We start from the raw sequence: 21,916 nt of genomic DNA, 5'->3' as shown, positions 1-21,916 counted from the left end.
CTCCCGGGAGAGGGAGAAGACAGGATTAACGAATCACTTCATAAATGGCGGTCTGGATGGACTGCCATTTTTTTGTGGTGGCATCCGGCTGTGATTGTGCCCGACGCGTCGCCAAATCCAGATCATGCTGCTGGCGCTTCACCACGGCAGGCACGGTGCAAAACGCCTTCAGATACTGTTTACGCATTGACGTCAGGGACTCGCCATTCGACATGGCATGGCTGAGCGTGTTGATAAAGCGCCGGCACGGCTTCTGTTCCACCATGTTCTGTCGGTAGCGCAACATCAGCTCCAGAACGTCGTCATAGTCAGCCGACATCGCCTCTTCCGTCCAGGAGAGCTTCCAGTCCATCCCTCCCTGCAAAAACAGCAGTGCCACCCGGGTATCATTGCGGTTAATCGCCGAGCGGAAATTATTCTCGTCCCAGGTCACGCCCATGCGCGACAGCGTCTCGCGCGAGGAGGGGGTTTCGCGCATCTCCTGAGGCTGGGCCGTTTCTGCAACGTTCCCGGCTGCAGGCTGGGGTTTACTGCTGGTTACCAGCCAGAAGCCGCCCGCCACAATGGCAATCACCATCACGCCAACCGCCCCCCATAACGCGCCGGAAATAAGCTGCTCACGCTGTTCTGGCGTGCGCGGTGCGCGCTGGGTCGGTTTTTCAATCGTGTCACGAACCTCAAAGAGATCCCCGCCGGTCACACGATCCATTTTCTGCGCCTTTTCCCAGAAAGCATGCAGCTCGCTGGCATCCACCGCCATCAGTCCGGCCGGGTTGACGCGGGTTCTCCCCTCTTCAAAAGCACGTTGAACCGGTCGGGTGATCTGCGTGTAGTAGTTATCCAGCAGCTGGATTTGCGCCGAACTTAACGCTTTCTGCACGGTAATATTGTTGCGGATTTGCCGAATATCATCGAGGAAGGTTTGCAGGGTTTTCCGCGGTTCCACCATCAGCGTGAGCATTGACGGATCGCTAAACAGCGAGGCGTAGTAGCGGCTGAACTCTTTTTTATCCACCAGCATCTGTGCCAGCTCACTGAACATCATGCCGCTCAGCACATCATTGATGTCACCAAGCTTCAGCCAGCGCCGCACGCGGTCCGCGTTAAACAGGGTTTTAAGATGGTTATTCAGCCGCACCTGATCGGGCCAGGCCTGCTGGATCAGCCCTTTTATCATCAACTCAATCGTACGCACCTGCTTGTGCGCCTGTTGTTGCTGGAGTTCACTGCCTGGCGCCACTTCGGTGCTGTAGGTCAGAAGAGGCTGCTGCAAACGAAGGTGCTCCAGTGTGGTCACAAACCGCATCGCGGCAATCAGCTGGTTTTCACTGACATCCTGACCGCTTTCGTACTGAGGAACACGCTGCTGAAGCAGACGCAATTGCAGCGTGAATTCGGACATCTCCGCGTCATTCAAATTGAGCGTCTTCGCAACCGCATTCCAGCCCCCCAGGCCTAAACGCGCGCTGTCCAGTTGTTCCAGAAACCAGCGTGGATCTTTTCCCTCAGAAACATGTACATTCAGGAGAAGTAAAATTTCAACCGAGGCCTGGCGAATAACCGCCAGACAGTGTTCGAACTGTTCGCGGATAGGGTGTGCTGTGCTGAGAGTCATTGTTTTCCTTAAGCGACAACGAAGACAACCAGAATGGGCCCGTAATGGCCGTTTTTCTTTTTATTTATACGAGGTTAACCATACCTGACTTTCTGTTGAAATAAAGTGACACCACGAAAATCATTTTAAATGTTTCAGGAGAATCTGAATGCCTGTCTTAACGACATCGCGTCTTATCTGTTCACCGCTGCAAGACCATGACTGGCCCTTTTTCCTGGCGTTGCAGCACGACCCCGAGGTGATGCGTTTTGTCGCGGAAGATCGCCCCGTGGAGGCGATCCGCGAGGCGTTCGAATCTCGTCTGACGCCCTGGACGCCGGGCAGCGCGCACTGGCTTTGCCTCGTTGTGCGTGACGCCACCTCCGGCGTACCGCTCGGCGTCACCGGTTATATTCATCGCGATGACGATTGCGCGGAAGTGGGTTTTCTTTTTGCACCTGCGGCCCAGGGGAAAGGCTACGGCTTCGAATCACTGCAGGCGCTGTGCGGTTACGCCTTTCATCAGGGCGGCATACGCCGCCTCACCGCCACCGTCACGGCGGGGAATATCGCCTCCAGACGCCTGCTGGAAAAAACGGGCTTTCGTCTGGAGGGCGAGTTACGCGAGAGTTATTACCTTGGCGGACAATGGCATAATGACTGGCTGTTCGGTTTATTGCAGCAGGAATATCTCAGCAATTATTCCTGACCTATAGCCATTTGGCGGATATTTCGCGTGTGTCGTTTCCTCTACAATATTGCCATTAAGAGGAAACGAATATGAAAGGTCATGCGCTGAAGATATCTTCTGCCGCCATTGCGTTAATAAAAAAACACCAGGGGCTTTCTCTGGAGAAATATCGTGATGAAAACGGTTTATGGGTTATAGGCTATGGCCATGTTATTCGCCAGGGCGAATGTTTTCAGCGTCTTATCACGCCGCTACAGGCTGAATATTTACTTCACGATGATATTCAGCTGTGCGAAACGCTGTTGCGGGAAAAATTTAAACGCCCGTTAACCCAACAGCAGCACGACGCGCTGGTGTTGATGATGCTCAGTTTCGGTGAGACGACCTCACTCCCGACCGCAATTCTTCAGGCCGTCGCCCGGGTATAGTACATCGCGGCCTGGGTTCTGTTTTTCACCTCCAGACGGCGGAAAAGCGCTTCCAGGTGCGCTTTCACCGTGGCGGCGCTGATGTTGAGATTGCGCCCGATCTCTTTGTTGGACTCCCCCGCCGCCAGTAATTTCAGGACTTCGCGCTGGCGTTCGCTTAAGGATAATAACGCCTGCGGCGCCGACGGTTGCCTCACCCACTCACCGGGGAAGCACACCATTCCTCGGGAGACCGAATCCAGCACCGCGGAAAAGCGCTCCGGGTGCGCATTGCGGGGAACAATGGCCATCACGTTTCGCTGCAGCAATTGTTCAACCCAGCGGGCCTCTTTTTTAGCCAGAACCATTACCACGCGTATCGTCGGGAAACGCTGCATGATCGCTTCCAGCCAGGCGATCCCCTCATCCTCAATTAAATTCCCGTCAATCATGACGATAGCCGAAGGTGACGCTGAAATTTGCGCCCATAAATCTTCTGCCTGACAGCTTCCCGTAATATTTATTTCCGGAATTAATTTCTGAAGACTGTGTATCGCTCCGTGAATAAACAGGGACTGCCTGTCAAACATAATTACCCGCATCGTTTTTCTCCCTCTGAGAGTCGCGAAGGGAGATTCTACAGAGGCATTATTTAAGAAAAAACTCAATGAACGGAGACGTTACAAATCCACCAGTGTTATTTATATCTCCCAGTATCTGGACACATTCAATTTGAGGATTTCCTTAAGAGGTTCCATCCCCTTAAGCGAAGGCATCACAGGAACATACCGCCTGATACTTCAATACGTTGCGCATTCATCCAGCCCAGTTTATCGCTGAGCAGCGCCGCAATGGCATCACCGATATCATCCGGCAGCCCTACGCGCCCGAGCGCCGTCTGCGATGCCAGCATCTGGTTAAGCTGCGCGTTGTCACGCACGCGTCCGCCGCCAAAGTCGGTTTCTATCGCACCGGGAGCAATGATATTGACGGAGATACCGCGCGCGCCCAGCTCTTTCGCCTGGTAGCGGGTCAGCACTTCCATCGCCCCTTTCATTGCCGCATAGGTGCCGGAACCGGGTTGCGTAAAACGGGCCAGCCCGCTGGAGACGTTCAGGATCCGCCCACCGTCGTTCAGCAAGGGAAGCAAACGCTGCGTCAGGAAAAAAGGCCCTTTGAAATGGATATTCAGTGCCTCATCAAACTGGGCTTCCGTTGTCTCAGCATAGGGCGCGTACAAGCCCGTCCCGGCGTTGTTTAATAAATAATCAAAGGTTTCACGCTGCCATACGGTATTAAGGATTTCCTGAAGCTGAGCGGCAAAAAGGTCGAAACTTGCAACATCTCCGACGTTGAGCTGCAATGCTGCCGCGTTAACGCCTTTTTGCTGAATTTCGCGCACAACATCCAGCGCTTCCTGTTGGCTTCGGTTATAGGTCAGGATAATTCCCGTTCCGTCTGCTGCGAGCTTCAACGCCGCGTTTTTACCCAGACCACGGCTACCACCTGTGACTAATGCAATACGTTCAGACATAAGAAACCTCGTTTTGACTGTTGTGGAGATTGAGAAAGAGCTTATTAGGTGATAGAAGATCAATAAAGATGTCACAGAGCGCTTCACTGTTTCAATTGCAACAACAATGAGCTTCGTCTATGGATAAAATTCACGCAATGCAGCTGTTTGTTCGTGTCGCGGAACTGGAGAGTTTTTCCCGGGCGGCGGAGTCACTGACGCTGCCGAAAGGCAGTGTTTCGCGGCAAATTCAGGCGCTGGAAAACCGACTGGGAACCCAGCTATTGCACCGAACCACGCGTCGCGTAAGCCTGACACAGGACGGCATGGTGTATTACGAGCGGGCAAAAGATCTTCTGACAAACCTGGATGAACTGGACGGTATGTTCCAGCATGACCCCTCCACCATCAGCGGTCGGTTACGCGTGGATATGCCCGTCAGCGTTGCTCGAAATTTAGTCATCCCCAAACTGCCTGCTTTTCTGCAGCAATATCCGGGCATCGAGCTGGAACTTAGCAGCAGCGATCGCCTGGTGGATGTTATTCGTGAAGGGTTTGATTGTGTGGTACGCGTCGGCGCGCTCAAAGACTCGGGACTTATCGCCCGCCCGCTGGGCAAGCTGTCGGTGATTAACTGCGCCAGCCCGGATTATGTCACGCGTTTTGGCTATCCGGAAACACTGGAAGATTTGGGTTCACACGCCGTCATTCACTACGCCGCCACGCTGGGAACACGTCCCCAGGGCTTTGAGTTTTATAACGGCACGTCGACGCAGTGGGTGAAGACGGGCGGGGTTTTGACCGTCAACAGCACAGAAACGTATCAGGCGGCCTGTATCGCCGGGCTAGGTATTATCCAGGTGCCGCGCGTTGGCGTGCGTGACGCTCTGCACACCAGGAAGTTGATTGAAGTTCTCCCGCAGTACCGGGCGGAACCGATGCCGGTATCGCTGATTTATCCCCACCGGCGCAACCTCTCCCGTCGGGTACATCTGTTTATGGAGTGGCTGACTGCACTCACAAAAGCTTACGTGGATTAGTCGCAAGCTATAATTCAATAACATCCAGCCAAACGAAAAGGAAAAGTCGCGTGACGCCGGAAAACAACCCGCAACGACCTACCCAACATTTAGATTACGAACCCATCCAGAAGATGGAAACCGGGCCCGAAGAAGTAAAAATGCCAGGCGCCGCCAGCAAAGCGCTGGGGACTGTCACCAGCCTGGCAGAGCGGATACAGCAGTTCCCCATGATTGCGCACCTGATACGCGCGACAGAGCGGTTTAATGACCGCATGGGTAACCAGTTTGGGGCTGCCATCACCTATTTCTCTTTTTTATCGATGATCCCGATCCTGATGGTGTCTTTTGCCGCAGCCGGTTTTGTGCTCGCGTCACACCCAACGCTGCTGCAGGATATCTTCAATAAAATCCTGAATAACGTCAGTGATCCGACCCTCGCCACCACGCTCAAAAACACCATTAATACCGCCGTACAGCAACGTACGACGGTCGGTATCGTCGGTCTGTTGATTGCCCTTTACTCCGGGATTAACTGGATGGGCAACCTCCGCGAGGCCATTCGTGCCCAGTCGCGTGAGGTGTGGGAGCGTAAGCCTCAAGACCAGGAGAAAATCTGGGTTAAGTATCTTCGCGACTTTGTTTCGCTGATTGGCCTGCTCGTCGCGCTGATTGTGACGCTCTCCATCACCTCTGTCGCCGGTTCGGCGCAGCAGATGATTATCTCTGCGCTCTATCTGGATTACATCGAGTGGCTGAAGCCCGCGTGGCGCGGCATTGGACTGGCTATTTCCATCTTCGCCAACTATCTGCTGTTCTTCTGGATCTTCTGGCGCTTGCCCCGCCATCGTCCGCGTAAAAAGGCGCTGATCCGCGGCACATTGATTGCGGCGATAGGCTTTGAAGTGATCAAAATTGTGATGACTTACACTCTGCCATCGCTGGTGAAATCCCCTTCTGGCGCGGCGTTTGGCTCGGTGCTGGGGCTGATGGCGTTCTTCTACTTCTTCGCCCGCCTGACCTTGTTCTGCGCGGCATGGATTGCCACCGCCGAGTACAAAGACGACCCGCGCATGCCGGGTAAAACACACCGATAACGTCTCTCCCGGGCTGAAACTTCAGCCCGATTCATCATTTCAGCATATAAATCCAGTCCGTAACTTTTATTTAACCAAAAACCAGTTTTATCAGCTGATATTTGAAAACTGTGAAGCATTTCATAGAAGTGTTTTGTCTGGCCTGAACATTATCCGCTTTTTGTTGCTTTTATCACCAGTGCGCGGCTTTGTTACAGATTGAAATGTCGCTTTTGCTGTGCGTAATATGGCCTTTCGTCCGACTAAAAATAAGAAAATATTATGCAAGCAACAGCCACAACACTCGACTCCGGCGCGGAAACCGCGCCGGTTAACTCGCGAAACAAAGTTGTCGTCGCCTCGCTGATTGGCACCGCCATTGAGTTCTTCGACTTTTACATTTATGCCACCGCAGCGGTCATTGTCTTTCCGCATATTTTCTTCCCGCAGGGTGACCCGACGGCAGCCACGCTGCAGTCTCTGGCTACCTTTGCGATCGCGTTTGTTGCGCGTCCGATTGGCTCTGCCCTGTTTGGACACTTCGGCGATCGCATCGGCCGTAAGGTCACGCTGGTGGCCTCGCTGCTGACGATGGGGATCTCCACCGTCGCTATCGGCTTGCTGCCTACCTACGAAACCATTGGTATTCTGGCCCCGATGCTGCTGGCGCTGGCGCGTTTTGGTCAGGGTCTGGGGCTGGGCGGTGAATGGGGGGGGGCGGCGCTGCTGGCCACGGAGAACGCACCGGCACGCAAACGCGCGCTGTACGGTTCATTCCCGCAGCTTGGCGCACCGATTGGCTTCTTCTTTGCGAACGGGACTTTCCTGCTGCTCTCCTGGCTGCTGACGGACGAACAGTTCATGAGCTGGGGCTGGCGTATTCCGTTCGTCTTCTCCGCCGTGCTGGTGCTGATTGGCCTGTATGTCCGCGTGTCGCTTCACGAAACGCCGGTTTTCGCTAAAGTTGCCGCCGCGAAAAAACAGGTAAAAGTGCCGCTGGGTACGCTGCTGACTAAACACGTCCGCGTGACGGTACTGGGCACGTTTATCATGCTCGCGACCTACACGCTGTTCTATATCATGACGGTCTACTCAATGACGTTCAGCACCGCCGCCGCGCCGGTTGGGCTCGGCCTGCCGCGTAACGAAGTGCTGTGGATGTTGATGATGGCGGTCATTGGGTTTGGCGTCATGGTGCCGATTGCCGGCCTGCTGGCGGATAAGTTTGGTCGTCGCTCAAGCATGATTGTTATCACCACGCTGATCATTCTGTTTGCCCTGTTCGTCTTCCCGCCGCTGCTGGGTTCAGGTAGCCCTGCGCTGGTCATGGCGTACCTGCTCATTGGTCTGAGCCTGATGGGCCTGACCTTCGGCCCGATGGGCGCGCTGCTGCCAGAGCTGTTCCCGACGGAAGTGCGTTATACCGGCGCGTCGTTCTCCTATAACGTTGCCTCTATTCTGGGTGCGTCCGTTGCGCCTTATATCGCCACCTGGCTGCAGGCAAATTATGGCCTGTTCTACGTGGGCGTTTACCTGGCCGCCATGGCAGCACTGACGCTGATTGCCCTGCTGCTGACCCACGAGACGAAGCACCAGTCTCTGTAATTCACCGCGGCCTGATACCCTCTCCCCCAGGGAGAGGGTAAAGGTCCCGAAAGCCGCACGTTATTTTTTCATCTGCGACAAAATGTTCCGGCACTGATTCGCATCCCCTTCTGACGGCGAAATTAACGCCAACAGCGCCGCCGCTGGCGTAACCAGCGTCGCGAGTGCTGCCGCCACCGCGCCGCGCGCAATCAGCGGACCGGGTTTCACACCCGCCTGCGGATTTTTAAAGGTCCCACGCACGTAGAGCGGCGAACGCAGGGTGATGATACGAATCCCCTTACTTTCCGGATCGATGGTTAAATCAAGCTGCTCGGAGGCCATACTGGCGGTACCGGTCACGTTGATAACCGCGTTCTCCGTATCGAAAGCAAAAATTTGCGGGCGCGCCACGCCGTTGACCAGATCCAGGTTGGCCGCCGCACAGTTCACCCGCACCTCATCATCACCGAAGATTTGCCCGATGACGTAGTTCCCGACGTTCAGCCCCAGGATCTCCATCAGGTTGCGGCTCACCAGCCCGTCGTTCATCAGAAGCTTCAGGTTACCGTTACTGCTCCCGAGCAGTGCAGCCACGGAATTCCCCACGCCACGGATATCCGCATCGCCGTTCATTTCACCCAGGGTTTTCTGCATCAATTCCACGTTCGGCATCAGCTCTTTCAGTTTGAGCCGGCGGGCCTTGATATCGGCACGCCCCTGCATCGGCTTTTTATCGCCTTCGAGGTGAATGTTCGATGAGAGGGTCCCACCCGCCATGCCAAACTTCAGCGGCTGCAGGCGTAAATCGGCATTTTTAAGCAGGATATGGGTCGAAAGATTGCTGATCGGCAGCGTACTGCCATGCTCGATTTTGCCCCCTTTAAAGCGAACATCCGCATCCATTACGTCCCACTTATCGGTCTCAAAGCGATCGTAAGGCAGGACTTTCCCCGCCGGCTGGCGATCTTTCTTCACCTCTTTTGATTTCGTGCCTTTACCGGAATCAATCCCGATCAGCGGCCCCAAATCGGCCAGCCGCAGCTGGCGAGACTCCACATCGCCTTCCAGTTTCGGGCGCGGTTTTCCGGTGGTGTAGGTCAACGATCCATGGATATCGCTGTCGCCAATACGGCCATTGAAATCGCGATAATCAAATACTGACGATTTTTCCGTGTCGATTTTTGCCACCAGATGTCCGTCCGTCTCAAACGGTGGTGTATCTGGCAGCAGGACGCCAGTGAGTTCATACAGTTCACCCAGCGAATCACCGGCAAACTTCAGCCGCAGATCAACGCCCCCCATGTTCATAGGATCGTTGACGGTCCCGGTGAAGGCCACCCGCGTGTTCCCGGAGCGGAAATCCCCCTGCACAGGAAATGGCGTCGAGTCGCTTCGAAGCGCCAGCATGCCGCCAATTTTACCGGTGCCGGTCAGGGGCTGCCCTTTGTAGCGTCCTTCGGCCTTCAGGCCGAAAACGTAATCCCCGGCTTTGGCATTATCGCCCTTCGCTTTTGCGCCGGTCACTTCGCTAAACGGCAGCGGTTTGCCCAACGGATCGACCAGGATCTCGATATCAGCTTTGCTGACCTTGTCGTCGATGGCGATCCGCCCGCGATCGAAGAGAATATTGTCGAGACGGAATGACCATGATGAGGGCTGCGCATTGGGATCTTTTTCGTCGCTGCTGGCGAGATCAAACGTCCAGTTGTTGTTCTTTTCGGAAAGGCGGATCAGACGCGCATCGGGCTGCTGAAGCTTGATCCACGGCAGGTAAACCGTTTTGGTCAGTAGCGCTAACGGGGCCAGCGTGGCTTCTACGCGGGGCAGATGCACCATTGTCACGTCAGGAATATCCGGCGGGTTGCCGAGAATGATGTCGTCGGCGTGGACATGCGGCCAGGGGATCCAGCTTCGCCAGCCGGTCTCCTCTTTCTGACGTTCCCACACCACCCCGAGATCGCCGCGTATGGCGAAGGGGCGATTGAGTTCGGTGGAGACTTTCTGGTTGATGGTCGGCTTAAGGCGGTTCCAGTCAAACGTCGCGATAATGACGACGGCGACCACGATCAACAACAATAAAATCCCTGCTGTCCAGGAGATTACCCTGGTTGTTTTTGTCATTGTTATCCCCTTTCCTGATGACCTTACCTGTAAAACTATAGTTCAGACAAAGGGAAGCGGGCAGATCAGAGGATCGTTATCACGGAATCGAGGGTATCCATTGGGACCGGACGAGAGAGGAAATAGCCTTGTGCCGCCGCCGCGGGAGAATTTTGCACATCACGCCACTCATCCAGCGTTTCCACACCTTCCACTATCACGCCCTGGCAGTAGCGGTTCATCAGCTGTAATAACAGCGTAAACAGATTCCGCCCTTCCGGGGTCTGGCGCAGCATAATGAACAGGTCGCGGGCCACTTTAATGTAGTCGTAACGCACTTCGCTGAGGGCAGAGAAGTTCGCCATCCCGGTGCCAAAGTCATCCAGCCACAGCGGGCCGAATTCGCACATCGAGGCAAATGATGAGTCCTGTGGCAGACGAACATGCTCCACCAGCTCAAAGCGCATCCACGGTAAGGAGGCGATCAGCTCCTGTAATTTCGCGTTCTGGCGCAGCGCCAGCAGGGTGGGTCCATCGACGTTGACCGAGGCGAGGATGGCATGCTGTTCGAAAAAGGCCTGTTTGGTTGCCAGCATACGGAGCTGTTCTTCCAGCACATCCAGGCGCTGGCGCACGGCAACTTCGGCAAAATAGCGGTCCGGTGCGATACGCTGTGAGGGGTTTGACGGGTGCGTCACGACGGTCAAAATTTCAATAGCCATCAGTCGACCGTCCGTTCGGTAGATCGGCTGATAGGTGTACGCACGCTCACATTGCAGCCAGTAGCGATGCTCCTGCAAGTTCTCAATACTTGCCTCAGGCGTAGTGCTCAGCCGCTGGATAACCTGCTCTGACTTCATTTCAGATGTCCTGTTGTTGGATGGCCTTTCTGGACTCGTCAAAGGGTTATCGGCCCGGCAATTGAGAACTTTATGTTCAATTCACCGGGAAAATGAAATTAAGCGGGCAGAAATTAACAGGAACACGCGCTGGCTCAAATAAAATAATGGAACGTCGTTTTAATATAGTTGACCGCATAATTCACTCAGCGCACACTACCGAAAATTACTCTGTTCAGGTTCACGACTATGACCAAGAAAATTGCCGTGATTGGCGAATGCATGATTGAGCTGTCACAAAAAGGCGCGGAAGTCAGCCGCGGTTTTGGTGGCGATACGTTAAACACCTCCGTTTATATTGCCCGTCAGGTTGCCCCTGAGGCCCTTACCGTGAACTACGTCACCGCCCTGGGGACGGACAGTTTCAGCCAGCAAATGCTGGAAGCCTGGCAGAGTGAGCAGGTGGACACCTCGCTGATACAGCGTATGGAAAACCGCCTGCCGGGGCTTTACTACATTGAAACCGACGATACCGGCGAGCGGACCTTCTACTACTGGCGTAACGAAGCCGCGGCCAAATTCTGGCTGGAGAGCGACGATGCGGCTGCCATCTGCGAAGCGTTAGCCACCTTTGATTATCTTTATCTGAGCGGGATTAGCCTGGCTATTTTAAGCTCAGCCAGCCGTGAAAAACTGCTGTCGTTACTGCGTGAATGCCGCGCCAATGGCGGCAAGGTTATTTTCGATAATAACTACCGTCCGCGCCTGTGGGCCAGCCGTGAAGAGACGCAGCAGGTTTATCAGCAGATACTGCAATGCACCGATATCGCCTTCCTGACGCTCGATGATGAAGATGCGCTGTGGGGTGAGAAACCCGTTGATGAGGTGATTGCGCGTACGCAGGCCGCCGGCGTAAGTGAAGTGGTGATTAAGCGCGGGGCTGATTCGTGTCTGGTCGCCATCGAAGGTGAAGCCGTCATCGACGTCCCTGCGGTGACGTTGCCGAAAGAGAAAGTGATTGATACGACGGCGGCGGGTGATTCATTCAGTGCGGGCTATCTGGCGGTGCGTTTGACGGGCGGGACGCCAGAAGCGGCGGCCCAGCGTGGACACCTGACGGCGAGCACCGTGATCCAGTATCGCGGGGCAATTATTCCGCGTGAGGCAATGCCACAGTAAAAACAAAACCCTCTCCGACAGGGAGAGGGTTCTGGATGAGGGGCATTACTGCCCCTGCGGGATATCCGTTGCGTCCTGGTGCAAATCATCTGCCGTAGCAGCCTGCGATGGCTGCGGCGTGGAGGCCATAATGGTATTCCAGGTCGACTGAAGTTCCTTCATGTCATATTCCGGCTCGCCTTTCGGCTGCAGAAGAATCAACGCCATTTCCTGCGACAGCTGCTGACGTAAGTCCTGATTCAACATATCGACGGTCAACCCCTCCAGGAAGTCCTGACGAAGCTTCTGGTACTGCTCCGGCGCAATATCCACCACCTGATTCTGCAGTGAGCGAATACGCTGGCTGATCAGAATGTCGGTATCGGCGCGGGCATACGTTGCAAACAGCTTCTGCAGCTCAAGTTTTTTCTGTGCGACCAGCGCATTGAACTCTTCTTCCGACAGGCCCTCTTTGCGCACTTTTGCCAGCTCTTTTGCCACCACGCCCAGATTCGCATTCAGCTTATCGCCCGGCGATTCAACGTTAATGGCACACTGTGCACGCTGGAACAGCACGCGGCAGTCAAAGCCGAGACCGATATTCTTCACGTTATTCTTGCTGAGCGTCTGCTGAACGTGCCAGAACAGCGCTTCACGTGCCAGATCGGCACGCCAGTAGCGCAGCAGCGCCGCTGACTCACGAATTGGCTGCCAGGCGTTATCCCACATGACGGAGAGGCGATCCTGACGAACGGTATCCGTCATAATGCTGACAGGCTCTGCACGCAGTGGAGAGAGCGTTGGGACAGGGGCCGGTGTTTCGCGTTTGCCTTTCAGTTCGCCAAACGCTTTGTTGATCTGCTCCACCACCGCACGGCTGTCCACATTCCCCACCACGATAAGCGTCATCGCGTCCGGGGTGTACCATTTCTGGTAGAACGATTTTACCTGCTCAGCGTCCACCGGCTGTTTCAGCGGCTCGGCCGGGTCATGCCCCAGCAGCGTTGAACCCTTCAGGCGGTAACGCCACCAGCCCTCTTTGGTGTCCACAGGCCAGGTGGCAACCATGTCACTGTTGCTCAGCGCATAGTTAACGGTTTCCGGCGTAATCGCCAGATTGCCCGACGCATCGGCGAGATACGTAAGGGCTTCTTTGAGCAGGTCGTTACGGTTATTTGGCAGGCTCAGGTTGAACATGGTGTAGTCATACGAGACCACAGCCGGCGGAAGCGGACGTTTCGGATCAATGGCCTGTTGCCAGAGCGAACGCACCTGAACTGCTTGCAAACTGCCGCTCTGCGTGAGCGCCAGTCGGGGAATAAAATGGCTAAAACCGGTTTGCTGAGTGCTTTCCGTGAGGGAGCCGGTATTAACAGACAGACGGATTTCAACACGGTCACTCGGACGTTGTGGGGTGGCTAAAACCTGCCACTGAAAACCGTTCGCTAGTGTCCCTTGTTGCCAGGCCGGGTCTGGCTGGAGCGCATCTGCCTGCACATAACTGGCTGCTGCCATCATCAGCAAACCGCCGGTTAAGAGTCGAATTTTTGTGCCCTGCATGTGAACCCCTGATCAACATTCCTGGTTAAAGAGAGTGTCTCGCGACGCGTTTCACTCTAAAAGATGACGATGAAAACACGTCGATTAGACCGCGTGTTCTACAAAACGTCACGGTCAGAAGTGAAATATACCCAAAAAAATCTTGTCGAATTATGACAGGTACGAACAGTTATTATGCGCAGGAGCCCGCATCCCGACAAGGGAATGCGGGCATTTGTGACAATATTAAGAGGATAAACCAGGAGTTTTGCTGTCTGACTGGCGATTATTTAACGTATCGTCGAGCTTTTTGTGATCCAGCTCTTTCACCCATTTTGCCACGACTACCGTTGCCACACCGTTACCCACGAGGTTGGTTAAGGCACGGGCTTCAGACATAAAGCGGTCAATACCGAGAATCAGCGCCAGACCCGCCACCGGCAGGTGTCCGACCGCGGAAATGGTGGCCGCCAGCACGATAAAGCCACTGCCAGTAACACCTGCGGCCCCTTTAGACGAGAGCAGGAGCACCACCAGCAGGGTAACCTGATGGAAAATGTCCATATGGCTGTTGGTCGCCTGAGCGATAAACACGGCCGCCATTGTCAGGTATATCGAGGTGCCATCAAGGTTGAAGGAGTAGCCCGTCGGGATGACCAGCCCCACCACCGATTTACGGCAGCCCAGCTTTTCCATCTTATCGAGCATGCGCGGCAGGGCCGATTCTGATGAAGAGGTCCCCAGAACAATCAGCAGCTCTTCGCGGATATAACGGATAAATTTGAAAATGCTGAACCCTGCCGCGCGGGCGATTGAGCCCAGCACCACCACCACGAACAGAATACAGGTGATATAGAAGCAGATGATGAGCTGGCCCAGCTGCACCAGGGTACCCACGCCGTACTTACCGATGGTGAATGCCATCGCACCGAAGGCCCCAATAGGCGCCAGGCGCATGATCATATTGATGATGCCGAAGATGACCTGCGAGAAGCTTTCGATGACGTTAAAGATCAGCTGGCCTTTGTTGCCCAGACGGTGCAGGGCAAAGCCAAACATGACGGCAAACAGCAGCACCTGCAGAATGTTGCCGCTGGCAAATGCACCGATGACGCTGCCTGGGATAACGTCCAGCAGGAAGGCCACTACCCCCTGGTCTTTCGCCTGATCGGCATACACCGCGACCGCTTTGGCATCCAGCGTCGACGGGTCAACGTTCATCCCCGCGCCGGGCTGCACCACGTTCACGATGATAAGACCAATAATCAGCGCAAGGGTACTGACCACTTCGAAATAGAGAAGCGCCACTGCACCGGTACGGCCTACCGCCTTCATGCTTTCCATGCCAGCGATGCCCGTCACGACGGTACAGAAGATCACCGGGGCGATGACCATTTTGATGAGCTTAACGAATGCGTCGCCAAGCGGTTTCATTTGTGCGCCAAGTTCAGGGTAATAGTGACCAAGCAAAATACCGATTGCGATGGCTGTCAGGACCTGAAAATAGAGACTTTTGAAGAGTGAGGTTTTCATAGGGTGTCCTTGGGAAGAAAAACCACAGGCTTTGTAAGGTTATGGTTAACCTGCGGCTTTAAAATAACACCCGTATAACAGGACAGAAATAAACCCAGTTCAAATTTGAAACACAAATGTTAAGAACTTTGAGCTGGCTCGCACAAGCCAGCAACAAAATTACACGTTTGCGCTATTGTCCCCACCGGAAAGGTAGCGTTGTTCAAAGACATCCGACGGAACAGCCGGTGCAAACAGGAAGCCCTGTCCACCCTCCACGCCCGCTTCAGCCAGCCAGGTGCGCTGCGCGTCTGTCTCAATCCCTTCGGCAATCAGCTGCAGTTTCAGGCTGCGGGCCAGCTGGATAATGGCCTGGACCATGCTGCTGTCTTCCGGCAACCCTTCAACAAAGGCTTTGTCGATTTTCAGCACATCCACCGGCAGGGTTTTCATATGCTGGAGCTGACGCAGCCCGGCATAACCCATACCGAAATCGTCCAGCGCGATGCGTATACCGGCATTACGCAGCGGTTTCAGAATCGCGACCGCCTCATTAGGATCGTCAATACGCCGGCTTTCCGTGACTTCCAGCGTCAGCGTATCAGGCTTGATCCGGTAACGATGGATCAGCTCCAGCATCTCAGACACCATGGTCGGATGCATCAGCTGCAGGGCGGACAAGTTGACCGACAGCGGGAGCGTCACGCCTCGTTCCTGCCAGGCAGCAAGCTGTCGGCACGACTCCTCCAGCACCCAGTAACCGACGGTGACCATCAGGCCACAGGATTCGATGCGCTCAATGAGCCCTTCCGGCAATTCCCATGAACCATCCGGCTGCTGCACGCGCAGCAGCGCTTCCGCGCTGATCACCTCGCCCGTCAGCAAATTCACCTGCGGCTGGAGCCAGAGGGCAAACTGACGGTTATCCAGCGCGGTCAAAATGTCGCTCTCTTCCGTCAGGCGCTGCTGCGCCCTTTCCATCTGTTCCGGGTCGAAGAACTGGATCTGATTTTTCCCTTTGCGCCGGGCGGTAAACGCCGCCGAGAAAGCACGACGGTAAAGCTGTTCCGCCGTTAAGTCACCGAAGTACATCGCAATACCGATACTGGCGCTTGGACGAAGCTGGATGCCCTGAATGGGCAGCCGCTCATTAATGACAGTGAGTACTTGCTGACCTAACGTGATCGCATGCCACGGCTCTTTCACGCCGTTGGCAATTACCACCAGGTCATACCCGCTGACCTGGGTCAGCACCATGCGCGGGGCCAGCACGGACTTCACTTTCTCCACCAGCGTCAGGAGCAGCATTTCACGCTGGTTCTCTTTGAGCACGCCGGCGGTGTCCTGCAGGGTTTCACAGGCGATCACCATCAGCGCGGTGGTTTGCTGGCGGGCGACAGTCTGTTCCAGCATCGCCATCAGGAAGGCTTTATTGGGCAGCTCCGACACCGGGAAGCGCGTGGCGCTGCTGTTCAGCTCATCCTGCTGGCGCTGCATCCGCTGCTGGTTGAGGTTATAGCTGCGTACCAGCATACCAATCTCGTCATCATGATGAAGACGCGGCAGCGGAAGCTGATGCCCCACCTGGTCCTGCGGTGAAAGCGTGTTCAACTCCCGGGCAATCCGGCGTAGCGGATGCACAATCAGACGGTTAATACACCAGGTCAGCGCCACGCTCAGAATAAGCGTCATAAGTAAGCAAGTGGTCACTAACGTGACAACCCAGCTCATGACGAACTTGTACATGCGGTACGAGTCTGCCTGCAGAACAAGGTAGGCCAACGGCTGTGGATTCGCGGGACGCTCAAGCGAATAGACCGGCAGCGAAATCTGCACCGGCAGTTCAAACAGTCGCATCACCATCATGGGGACGGGGCGCTCGGGGATAAAACTCATCCGCAGCGCCTGAAACTGATTGGGTAACACCACGTCTGCGCGGCTCACGACACCGGCAGGCTGAATGCGTTTTAAAATGGTTTCCGCTTCGGGAATATCCCCTTTCAAAATAGAGGCAGAGAGCGGGCCACGCACCGAGCGGGCAATACTTTCTAATTGCGAAGCCGTGTTATAGCGATTCTGCTGTACGGAATGAAACAGCAAAATTACGCAAAAAAGGAGTACAAACAGCATTGTGACGGCAGAAACCATCGCCATCTGTTTGATAGTTAAGGAACGGCTGACACGCAAAATGACTCTCCACAAAACTCGAAGCGCAGGGCGCACCAGGGTGTAAACCTGGTGCGCCTGAGTATACCCGATTGCTGTACTTTTAAGAGAGACTTACAAATGGATTAAGTTAAATCCGATTACCAGTCCGCGTAAGGGATCAGCGGCTGCGGCGGTAAGTCCATATCGCCCTGCCAGCCTGCAGCAGAGTAGCGTACATAAAGCAGTGCGTGGCTTGGGGTATAATCTTTTGCTTCCTGAATATCCACACCGAGGCCCACAAACCAGTTGGACGTGACCCGGCGCTCGATAATGGCCCGTGCGGTATAACCCGTGCCTGAGGAGCTGCTGCCGGTTTCCATTTCGCCTCTGTCGGTGTAGCGACCGGGCTCATCGGTCGGAATCAGTCCCTGAATGGGGTAGCGCATCACGTCGTTAGTTTTAGAATGAGACCATGACACCGATCCGCCCAGCTCCCAGGACCAGTTCTCGGTACGTTTACGCCAGGTGACAGGCAACGCGAAGGAGACATACTCCTGCGGGCTGTAATAACCGCCCTGACCCAGGGTATAACCGCTCAGATCTTTATCGTAGTGCCAGAGCATGTTGCTCACGCCGACGGTCAGACGCTCATTGTTTTTATTGATGAGCTTGTAGTAGTAACCGGTCATCCAGCGGACGCGCCAGTTATCTTCCACATTTTTACCCGTCAGCGTTTCCGCATTCAGGCTCGACCAGACGCCGTGCGCCTCACCTTTGTCATAACTGATGCTCGCGCCACCGCCGGTTGCGCGCACGCCGCCCCAGGTGGTGCCGGTGTTGGTATCTTTTTGCCCGGCAAAGGCGAGCAGAGAGCTGGAGATCGGGCGACGATGGGCATTAACGGTATAACCGATTGGCCCCAGGTCACTGCTGTAGCTTACACCACCGACCACGTCGACAACGTCAAAGCCCATCGGCGTGGTACCAATATCCCACGCCCAGGTTTTGTTCTGCCAGCCCACGGCAATACTCGCACCATTTGCTGACTGATGCGTGTTGCCACTACACGGCGTTTCGGCACAAGTGCCCCATTTCGGATCGTAGGTACCGTTATCGGTGGAAAAGGACCCGGCATCCATATTGACCAAATCGCTACGCAGGAACATACGGCCATCCGCCAGTGGTGCATCCGCCTGTAACATGGTGGTATGCGCTTTAAGATCGGAATAGCCGCCGGTGCCGCTGGAGCCCCAGTAATCATGCTGCAGCGTGACGTTAACATCCTGCTGACGGTACAAATCACCGGCGTCGCTACGCACGCCGCGTTTCAGCCAGTCGTCTTTTTCGTCGTTACGCGTCAGGCGGGTAAAGCTGTCATTGTCAGCCGGACGTGTCGTCGTGACGCCTGACGACACCATCGCATCTTTATACGTTTCCAGTGCCTGCTGAGGCTGACCATTTTGCGTCTGGAAACGTGCGGCATCACGTAATACCAGCGCGTTTTCCATAGATGCAGGCTGTGATTTCGCCTGAGGAATAATCTTGCTGAACGTCTGCTCTGCGGCGGCGGAATCCCCAAGGCCTGCCTGCGCCATCGCGATCCGGCGCTGCATATTGAGCGACAGCGGCTCTCCGTTTTGCGCAGCAGGCAGTTTTGCCAGCGCGGCACGGGCTGCCTCTTTGTTGCCCTGGGCGCTATACACTTCGGTCAGACCGAGGATCGCATCTTCGTTCTGCGGTTCACGCTCCAGCACGGTGTTGTAAGCCGTTTTCGCGGCCTCCAGATCGCCACGCTGCTGCGCCCAGTCCGCAAGGGTTAAGTCGATACGGGTAGAGGACGGTTGCTGGCGAAGGAGGTTTTCCGCCTCCTGCTCTTTGCCGCTGTCGCGCAGTCGGTTTGCCGTTTCCAGCGTCTGGTTACTCTGCAGGCGGTCGGCAAGCTCCTTAATATTGGCGTTCCACTGGCTGCGCGGAAGCGTCTCCAGATGCGTGAGCGCGGCCCGGTCCTGATCGTTTCCGGAGAGATACAGCCCACTGGCATACACCTGTTCCGGATCGGACGGTTTCTGGCTGGCAAGCTGGCGCATCAGGTTATCCGCCTGGCTGCGCTGGCCCGCGCTATAGAGATCGCGCGACAGACGGTAGGTTATCCAGACGTCGCCCGGAGAGAGTGCCAGACGACGACGCTGAATTTCCGCCGCCTGAGCGTATTGCCCCTGGTTTTCCAGCTGTTCCGCCTGGGCTGACAGCTGCTCGTTGGTCAGGCTACGTTCAATGTCATCAATGCTTCGGCGCTGGCTGGCAGAGAGCGACTGGATAAACTGCGCGGCCTTTTCCGGGGACTGCGCACGATAAACATTGGCAAGGCCACGAACGGCATTGCTGTTACCGCTGTCCATACGCAGCGCCTGACGGTAATAACGTTCCGCCGCAGCCGTGTCTTTACGCGCCGCCGCGGCATCTCCCAGCCCCAGCACCGCATAACTGTCGGTATTGTCGAGTGTACGCGCCTGCTGGTAATAACGTTCCGCCTGCGCCGTATTGTTCGCTTTCAGGGCGGTATCACCCTGCTGGATCAGCAGCCAGTAGCGGTTAACTTTCAGCAAACTGTCCCATTTACCGCGGTTATCGCTCTGCGGATCGAGGGCGATCGCCTTTTCAAACTGCGCCACCGCACGGGCGCGATCGCCTTTCTGAGAGTACGCCTGTCCAAGCGCGCCCACGGCTTCGCTGTCGGCATGATTTGCGCTGACCGCTTTTTGCAGATCCGCCACCGCCTTATCGCCCTGCCCGGCATCCACCGCCGCCAGCCCTTGTGCTTTCGCACGGAAGGTTGGATCGGCTAGCTGTTTTTGCTGCGTATCAAGTTGAGTACGCGCCGCCGCTACGCTGTCGCCGTCACTGAAGACGCTCAGGTATTTTTGCAGCGCGCTGACGCTGGCGTTGCTGACAGGCTGATCTTTGATCTGCTCATACCACATATCAGATGCCTGGCTGCGGCCATTGCTGGATTTGGCCATCTCCTGCAACACCGCAAAGCCTTCATCGCGACGACCGGTCTGGAACAGCAGCTGTGCCAGCGTGCCCTGCAGCTGCGTATTGCCCGGGCTGCTGGCGTTAATTTTCTTCAGCTGGTTAATGGCGACGCTACGGCGGGCAGGATCTTTCGCCACAACATTCCAGTATTCCGTCGCCACGTCACCGCCCGGCGGATTACCGTCAAAAAGCTTGTCATAGGCCGCAATGGCCTCCTGAGTATGACCCGTTGTAGCCAGTAACCGGGCCTGCTGTAACTGCTGACGGCCTTCAGGCGTAGAAAGCAGCATCGTATTGCGCGAGGACTGATACGCACTGGAGCCCGGCGCGATCCCTTTCAGACGATCCAGCTCTTTTTGCGCACCGGCGTTATCACCCTGACGAAGCAGGTAACGAAAGCGCGCCGCAATGACGTCGGGGTTGTTCGGGTCAATCAGCTCAAGGCGGTAGAGCGACTGACGAACCAAATCCTCACGCTGCGTCGATTCACCCAGCCGCACCTGTTGCAGCAGCTGTTGCTGCTGCGGGGAGTTAGCGGCCTGAGCCAGCGGCATCAGTGCCAGGCTAAGCGATAAACTGAGAAGATTTACTGTGAAGTTGCGCATTCCTGGCCCCAGTCCGGTATTAATTCACCTTGAGCGGTGAAGCGAAAACGATGCTGATCCCATCCTTGCCCGAAGAGAGTCAGTACGTAGCTGTAATAGGCATTATTATCGGGAAAATTATCTGCAACGCGCTGGCGCTGTACCGCCTGCGCATCACGCTGCTGTAAAAAAGGCAGCATCGCAGCGGAAAAGCCGACCGGCCCCTTGCCCGCAGGCTTCCCGCTCGCCACATCCACTTTTTCCGGCGGTACACCGTGTTTCGTGGTCATTGTCGCCATCGGCCGGAAGCGCGTAAGCAACCGGGCTTTCTGGGCGTCTTTGTCACTCATCATTCCGACCCAGAGGTAGACGCGGATGGCGTCGTAGCCGCCCACCAGCGATTTATCCTGCTGCAAATGCCAGCCTCTGTTTTTTTGATACTGCACCCAGTCCGGCGAAAACCCCTTTGGCGCCGTTTCCAGCAACAAGCGCAGATTGGTTTCACGAAGGGTCGTCCACGGGGCACCAAAGCGCGTGAAATAGCTCGCTATCTGCGGAGGAAGATAGCTGGGGTTAAAGCGCCAGGCTTTCTCCTCGGCAAAACCGACCTTCCCGGGCAGCAGCATGGAGCCGAGTCCCGGTACTTTCACCACTTCCTCATGGGCAATGCGTTTAAGGAGCGCCTTACCCGTGCGGGTATAGTCCGGATGTTTCCACAGCCGGCCCGCCTCAAGCAGTGACCAGGCAATCCAGACATCGGCATCCGAGGCGGAGTTGGTATCGATTATCGCCCAGTTGTCGTGGTCTTTCTGACCCCATAGCCAGGCGGGCAAATTATCGTTCAGATTGCCCCCGGCCAGGTTGTCGCGCGTCCACGTCAGCAATTGATCAAAGGCTTTGCGATCGTTCGCGGCCAGGGCAAAGAACAACGCATAGCTTTGCCCTTCCGACGTGGTGATTTTGCGCGTGTCGCTGGGATCAATGACACGCCCGCTCTCACTGATGTAATCCTTTTTAAACTGCTCCCAGGCAGGCCAGGTGCAGGCGGCGCGAAGAGGGATCGCCGCCAGCATCAACGCTGCTAACACACACCAGCGAAACGCTTTCATCACC

General features: G+C 55.6%; 16 protein-coding genes. 6 read left to right on the top strand and 10 right to left on the bottom strand.

Features of this window, described 5'->3' with window-relative positions:
- Nucleotides 1-25 precede the first annotated feature (25 nt).
- Nucleotides 26-1,615 (bottom strand): STY4199 family HEPN domain-containing protein, encoded by a 1,590-nt coding sequence (locus tag QRN24_RS18535; protein ID WP_032679187.1) that lies wholly within the window; start codon nucleotides 1,613-1,615, stop codon nucleotides 26-28.
- Between the two features lie 148 nt (nucleotides 1,616-1,763).
- On the opposite strand from QRN24_RS18535, the gene QRN24_RS18530 reads away from it, so the two are divergent.
- Nucleotides 1,764-2,303: a GNAT family N-acetyltransferase gene (locus QRN24_RS18530; RefSeq protein ID WP_284942956.1), complete on the top strand. Its 540-nt coding sequence runs from the start codon at nucleotides 1,764-1,766 to the stop codon at nucleotides 2,301-2,303.
- Nucleotides 2,304-2,374: 71 nt separating this feature from the next.
- On the top strand, nucleotides 2,375-2,713 hold the full coding sequence (locus QRN24_RS18525) for a lysozyme (RefSeq protein WP_014172077.1): 339 nt from the start codon (nucleotides 2,375-2,377) through the stop codon (nucleotides 2,711-2,713).
- On the opposite strand, the gene QRN24_RS18520 is transcribed toward QRN24_RS18525, so the two are convergent.
- The gene (locus QRN24_RS18520) at nucleotides 2,692-3,294 is read right to left on the bottom strand and encodes a response regulator transcription factor (protein ID WP_078774781.1); all 603 of its coding nucleotides are present in this window, start codon (nucleotides 3,292-3,294) and stop codon (nucleotides 2,692-2,694) included. The two genes, QRN24_RS18525 and QRN24_RS18520, sit on opposite strands and share 22 nt — an antisense overlap.
- A gap of 173 nt (nucleotides 3,295-3,467) precedes the next feature.
- Nucleotides 3,468-4,226, bottom strand: a complete 759-nt coding sequence (locus tag QRN24_RS18515) for an SDR family NAD(P)-dependent oxidoreductase (RefSeq protein ID WP_025202809.1) — start codon at nucleotides 4,224-4,226, stop codon at nucleotides 3,468-3,470.
- A gap of 119 nt (nucleotides 4,227-4,345) precedes the next feature.
- On the opposite strand from QRN24_RS18515, the gene QRN24_RS18510 reads away from it, so the two are divergent.
- From QRN24_RS18510 to QRN24_RS18500, 3 genes are all read left to right on the top strand, one after another.
- On the top strand, nucleotides 4,346-5,245 hold the full coding sequence (locus tag QRN24_RS18510; RefSeq protein WP_284942955.1) for a LysR family transcriptional regulator: 900 nt from the start codon (nucleotides 4,346-4,348) through the stop codon (nucleotides 5,243-5,245).
- Between the two features lie 50 nt (nucleotides 5,246-5,295).
- The gene (gene yhjD / locus QRN24_RS18505; protein WP_284942954.1) at nucleotides 5,296-6,321 is read left to right on the top strand and encodes an inner membrane protein YhjD; all 1,026 of its coding nucleotides are present in this window, start codon (nucleotides 5,296-5,298) and stop codon (nucleotides 6,319-6,321) included.
- Between the two features lie 261 nt (nucleotides 6,322-6,582).
- Entirely contained in the window at nucleotides 6,583-7,905 is a 1,323-nt protein-coding gene (locus tag QRN24_RS18500) for an MFS transporter (protein WP_014172082.1), read from the top strand.
- 60 nt (nucleotides 7,906-7,965) lie between these two features.
- Here QRN24_RS18500 and QRN24_RS18495 read toward each other — a convergent pair whose 3' ends face one another.
- Both QRN24_RS18495 and pdeH read right to left on the bottom strand, forming a co-directional pair.
- The gene (locus QRN24_RS18495; RefSeq protein ID WP_086532996.1) at nucleotides 7,966-10,008 is read right to left on the bottom strand and encodes an AsmA family protein; all 2,043 of its coding nucleotides are present in this window, start codon (nucleotides 10,006-10,008) and stop codon (nucleotides 7,966-7,968) included.
- A gap of 65 nt (nucleotides 10,009-10,073) precedes the next feature.
- Nucleotides 10,074-10,847 (bottom strand): cyclic-guanylate-specific phosphodiesterase, encoded by a 774-nt coding sequence (pdeH, locus tag QRN24_RS18490; protein ID WP_032679195.1) that lies wholly within the window; start codon nucleotides 10,845-10,847, stop codon nucleotides 10,074-10,076.
- A 228-nt stretch (nucleotides 10,848-11,075) separates the two neighbouring features.
- Here pdeH and kdgK point away from each other — a divergent pair, with 228 nt between their 5' ends.
- Nucleotides 11,076-12,005 (top strand): 2-dehydro-3-deoxygluconokinase, encoded by a 930-nt coding sequence (gene kdgK, locus QRN24_RS18485; protein WP_020884489.1) that lies wholly within the window; start codon nucleotides 11,076-11,078, stop codon nucleotides 12,003-12,005.
- 45 nt (nucleotides 12,006-12,050) lie between these two features.
- Here kdgK and QRN24_RS18480 read toward each other — a convergent pair whose 3' ends face one another.
- The 5 genes from QRN24_RS18480 to bcsZ form a co-directional block, all read right to left on the bottom strand.
- Nucleotides 12,051-13,544, bottom strand: a complete 1,494-nt coding sequence (locus QRN24_RS18480; RefSeq protein WP_025202804.1) for a M16 family metallopeptidase — start codon at nucleotides 13,542-13,544, stop codon at nucleotides 12,051-12,053.
- A 225-nt stretch (nucleotides 13,545-13,769) separates the two neighbouring features.
- The gene (locus QRN24_RS18475) at nucleotides 13,770-15,056 is read right to left on the bottom strand and encodes a dicarboxylate/amino acid:cation symporter (RefSeq protein WP_014172087.1); all 1,287 of its coding nucleotides are present in this window, start codon (nucleotides 15,054-15,056) and stop codon (nucleotides 13,770-13,772) included.
- A 159-nt stretch (nucleotides 15,057-15,215) separates the two neighbouring features.
- A complete protein-coding gene (gene hmsP, locus QRN24_RS18470) occupies nucleotides 15,216-17,222 on the bottom strand; it encodes a biofilm formation regulator HmsP (RefSeq protein ID WP_284942953.1) in 2,007 nt (668 codons plus the stop codon).
- A gap of 119 nt (nucleotides 17,223-17,341) precedes the next feature.
- A complete protein-coding gene (gene bcsC, locus QRN24_RS18465) occupies nucleotides 17,342-20,824 on the bottom strand; it encodes a cellulose synthase complex outer membrane protein BcsC (RefSeq protein WP_073397708.1) in 3,483 nt (1,160 codons plus the stop codon).
- Nucleotides 20,806-21,912: a cellulose synthase complex periplasmic endoglucanase BcsZ gene (gene bcsZ / locus QRN24_RS18460; RefSeq protein ID WP_020884485.1), complete on the bottom strand. Its 1,107-nt coding sequence runs from the start codon at nucleotides 21,910-21,912 to the stop codon at nucleotides 20,806-20,808. The genes bcsC and bcsZ overlap by 19 nt, the downstream gene beginning before the upstream one ends.
- Between the last annotated feature and the right edge of the window lie 4 nt (nucleotides 21,913-21,916).

It is taken from the genome of Enterobacter sp. MEB024 (assembly GCF_030209635.1).
GTDB classification, from domain to species: domain Bacteria; phylum Pseudomonadota; class Gammaproteobacteria; order Enterobacterales; family Enterobacteriaceae; genus Enterobacter; species Enterobacter ludwigii.
Note: the sequence above shows the minus strand (reverse complement) of the source record. Positions and strands in the feature narration are given on the sequence as shown.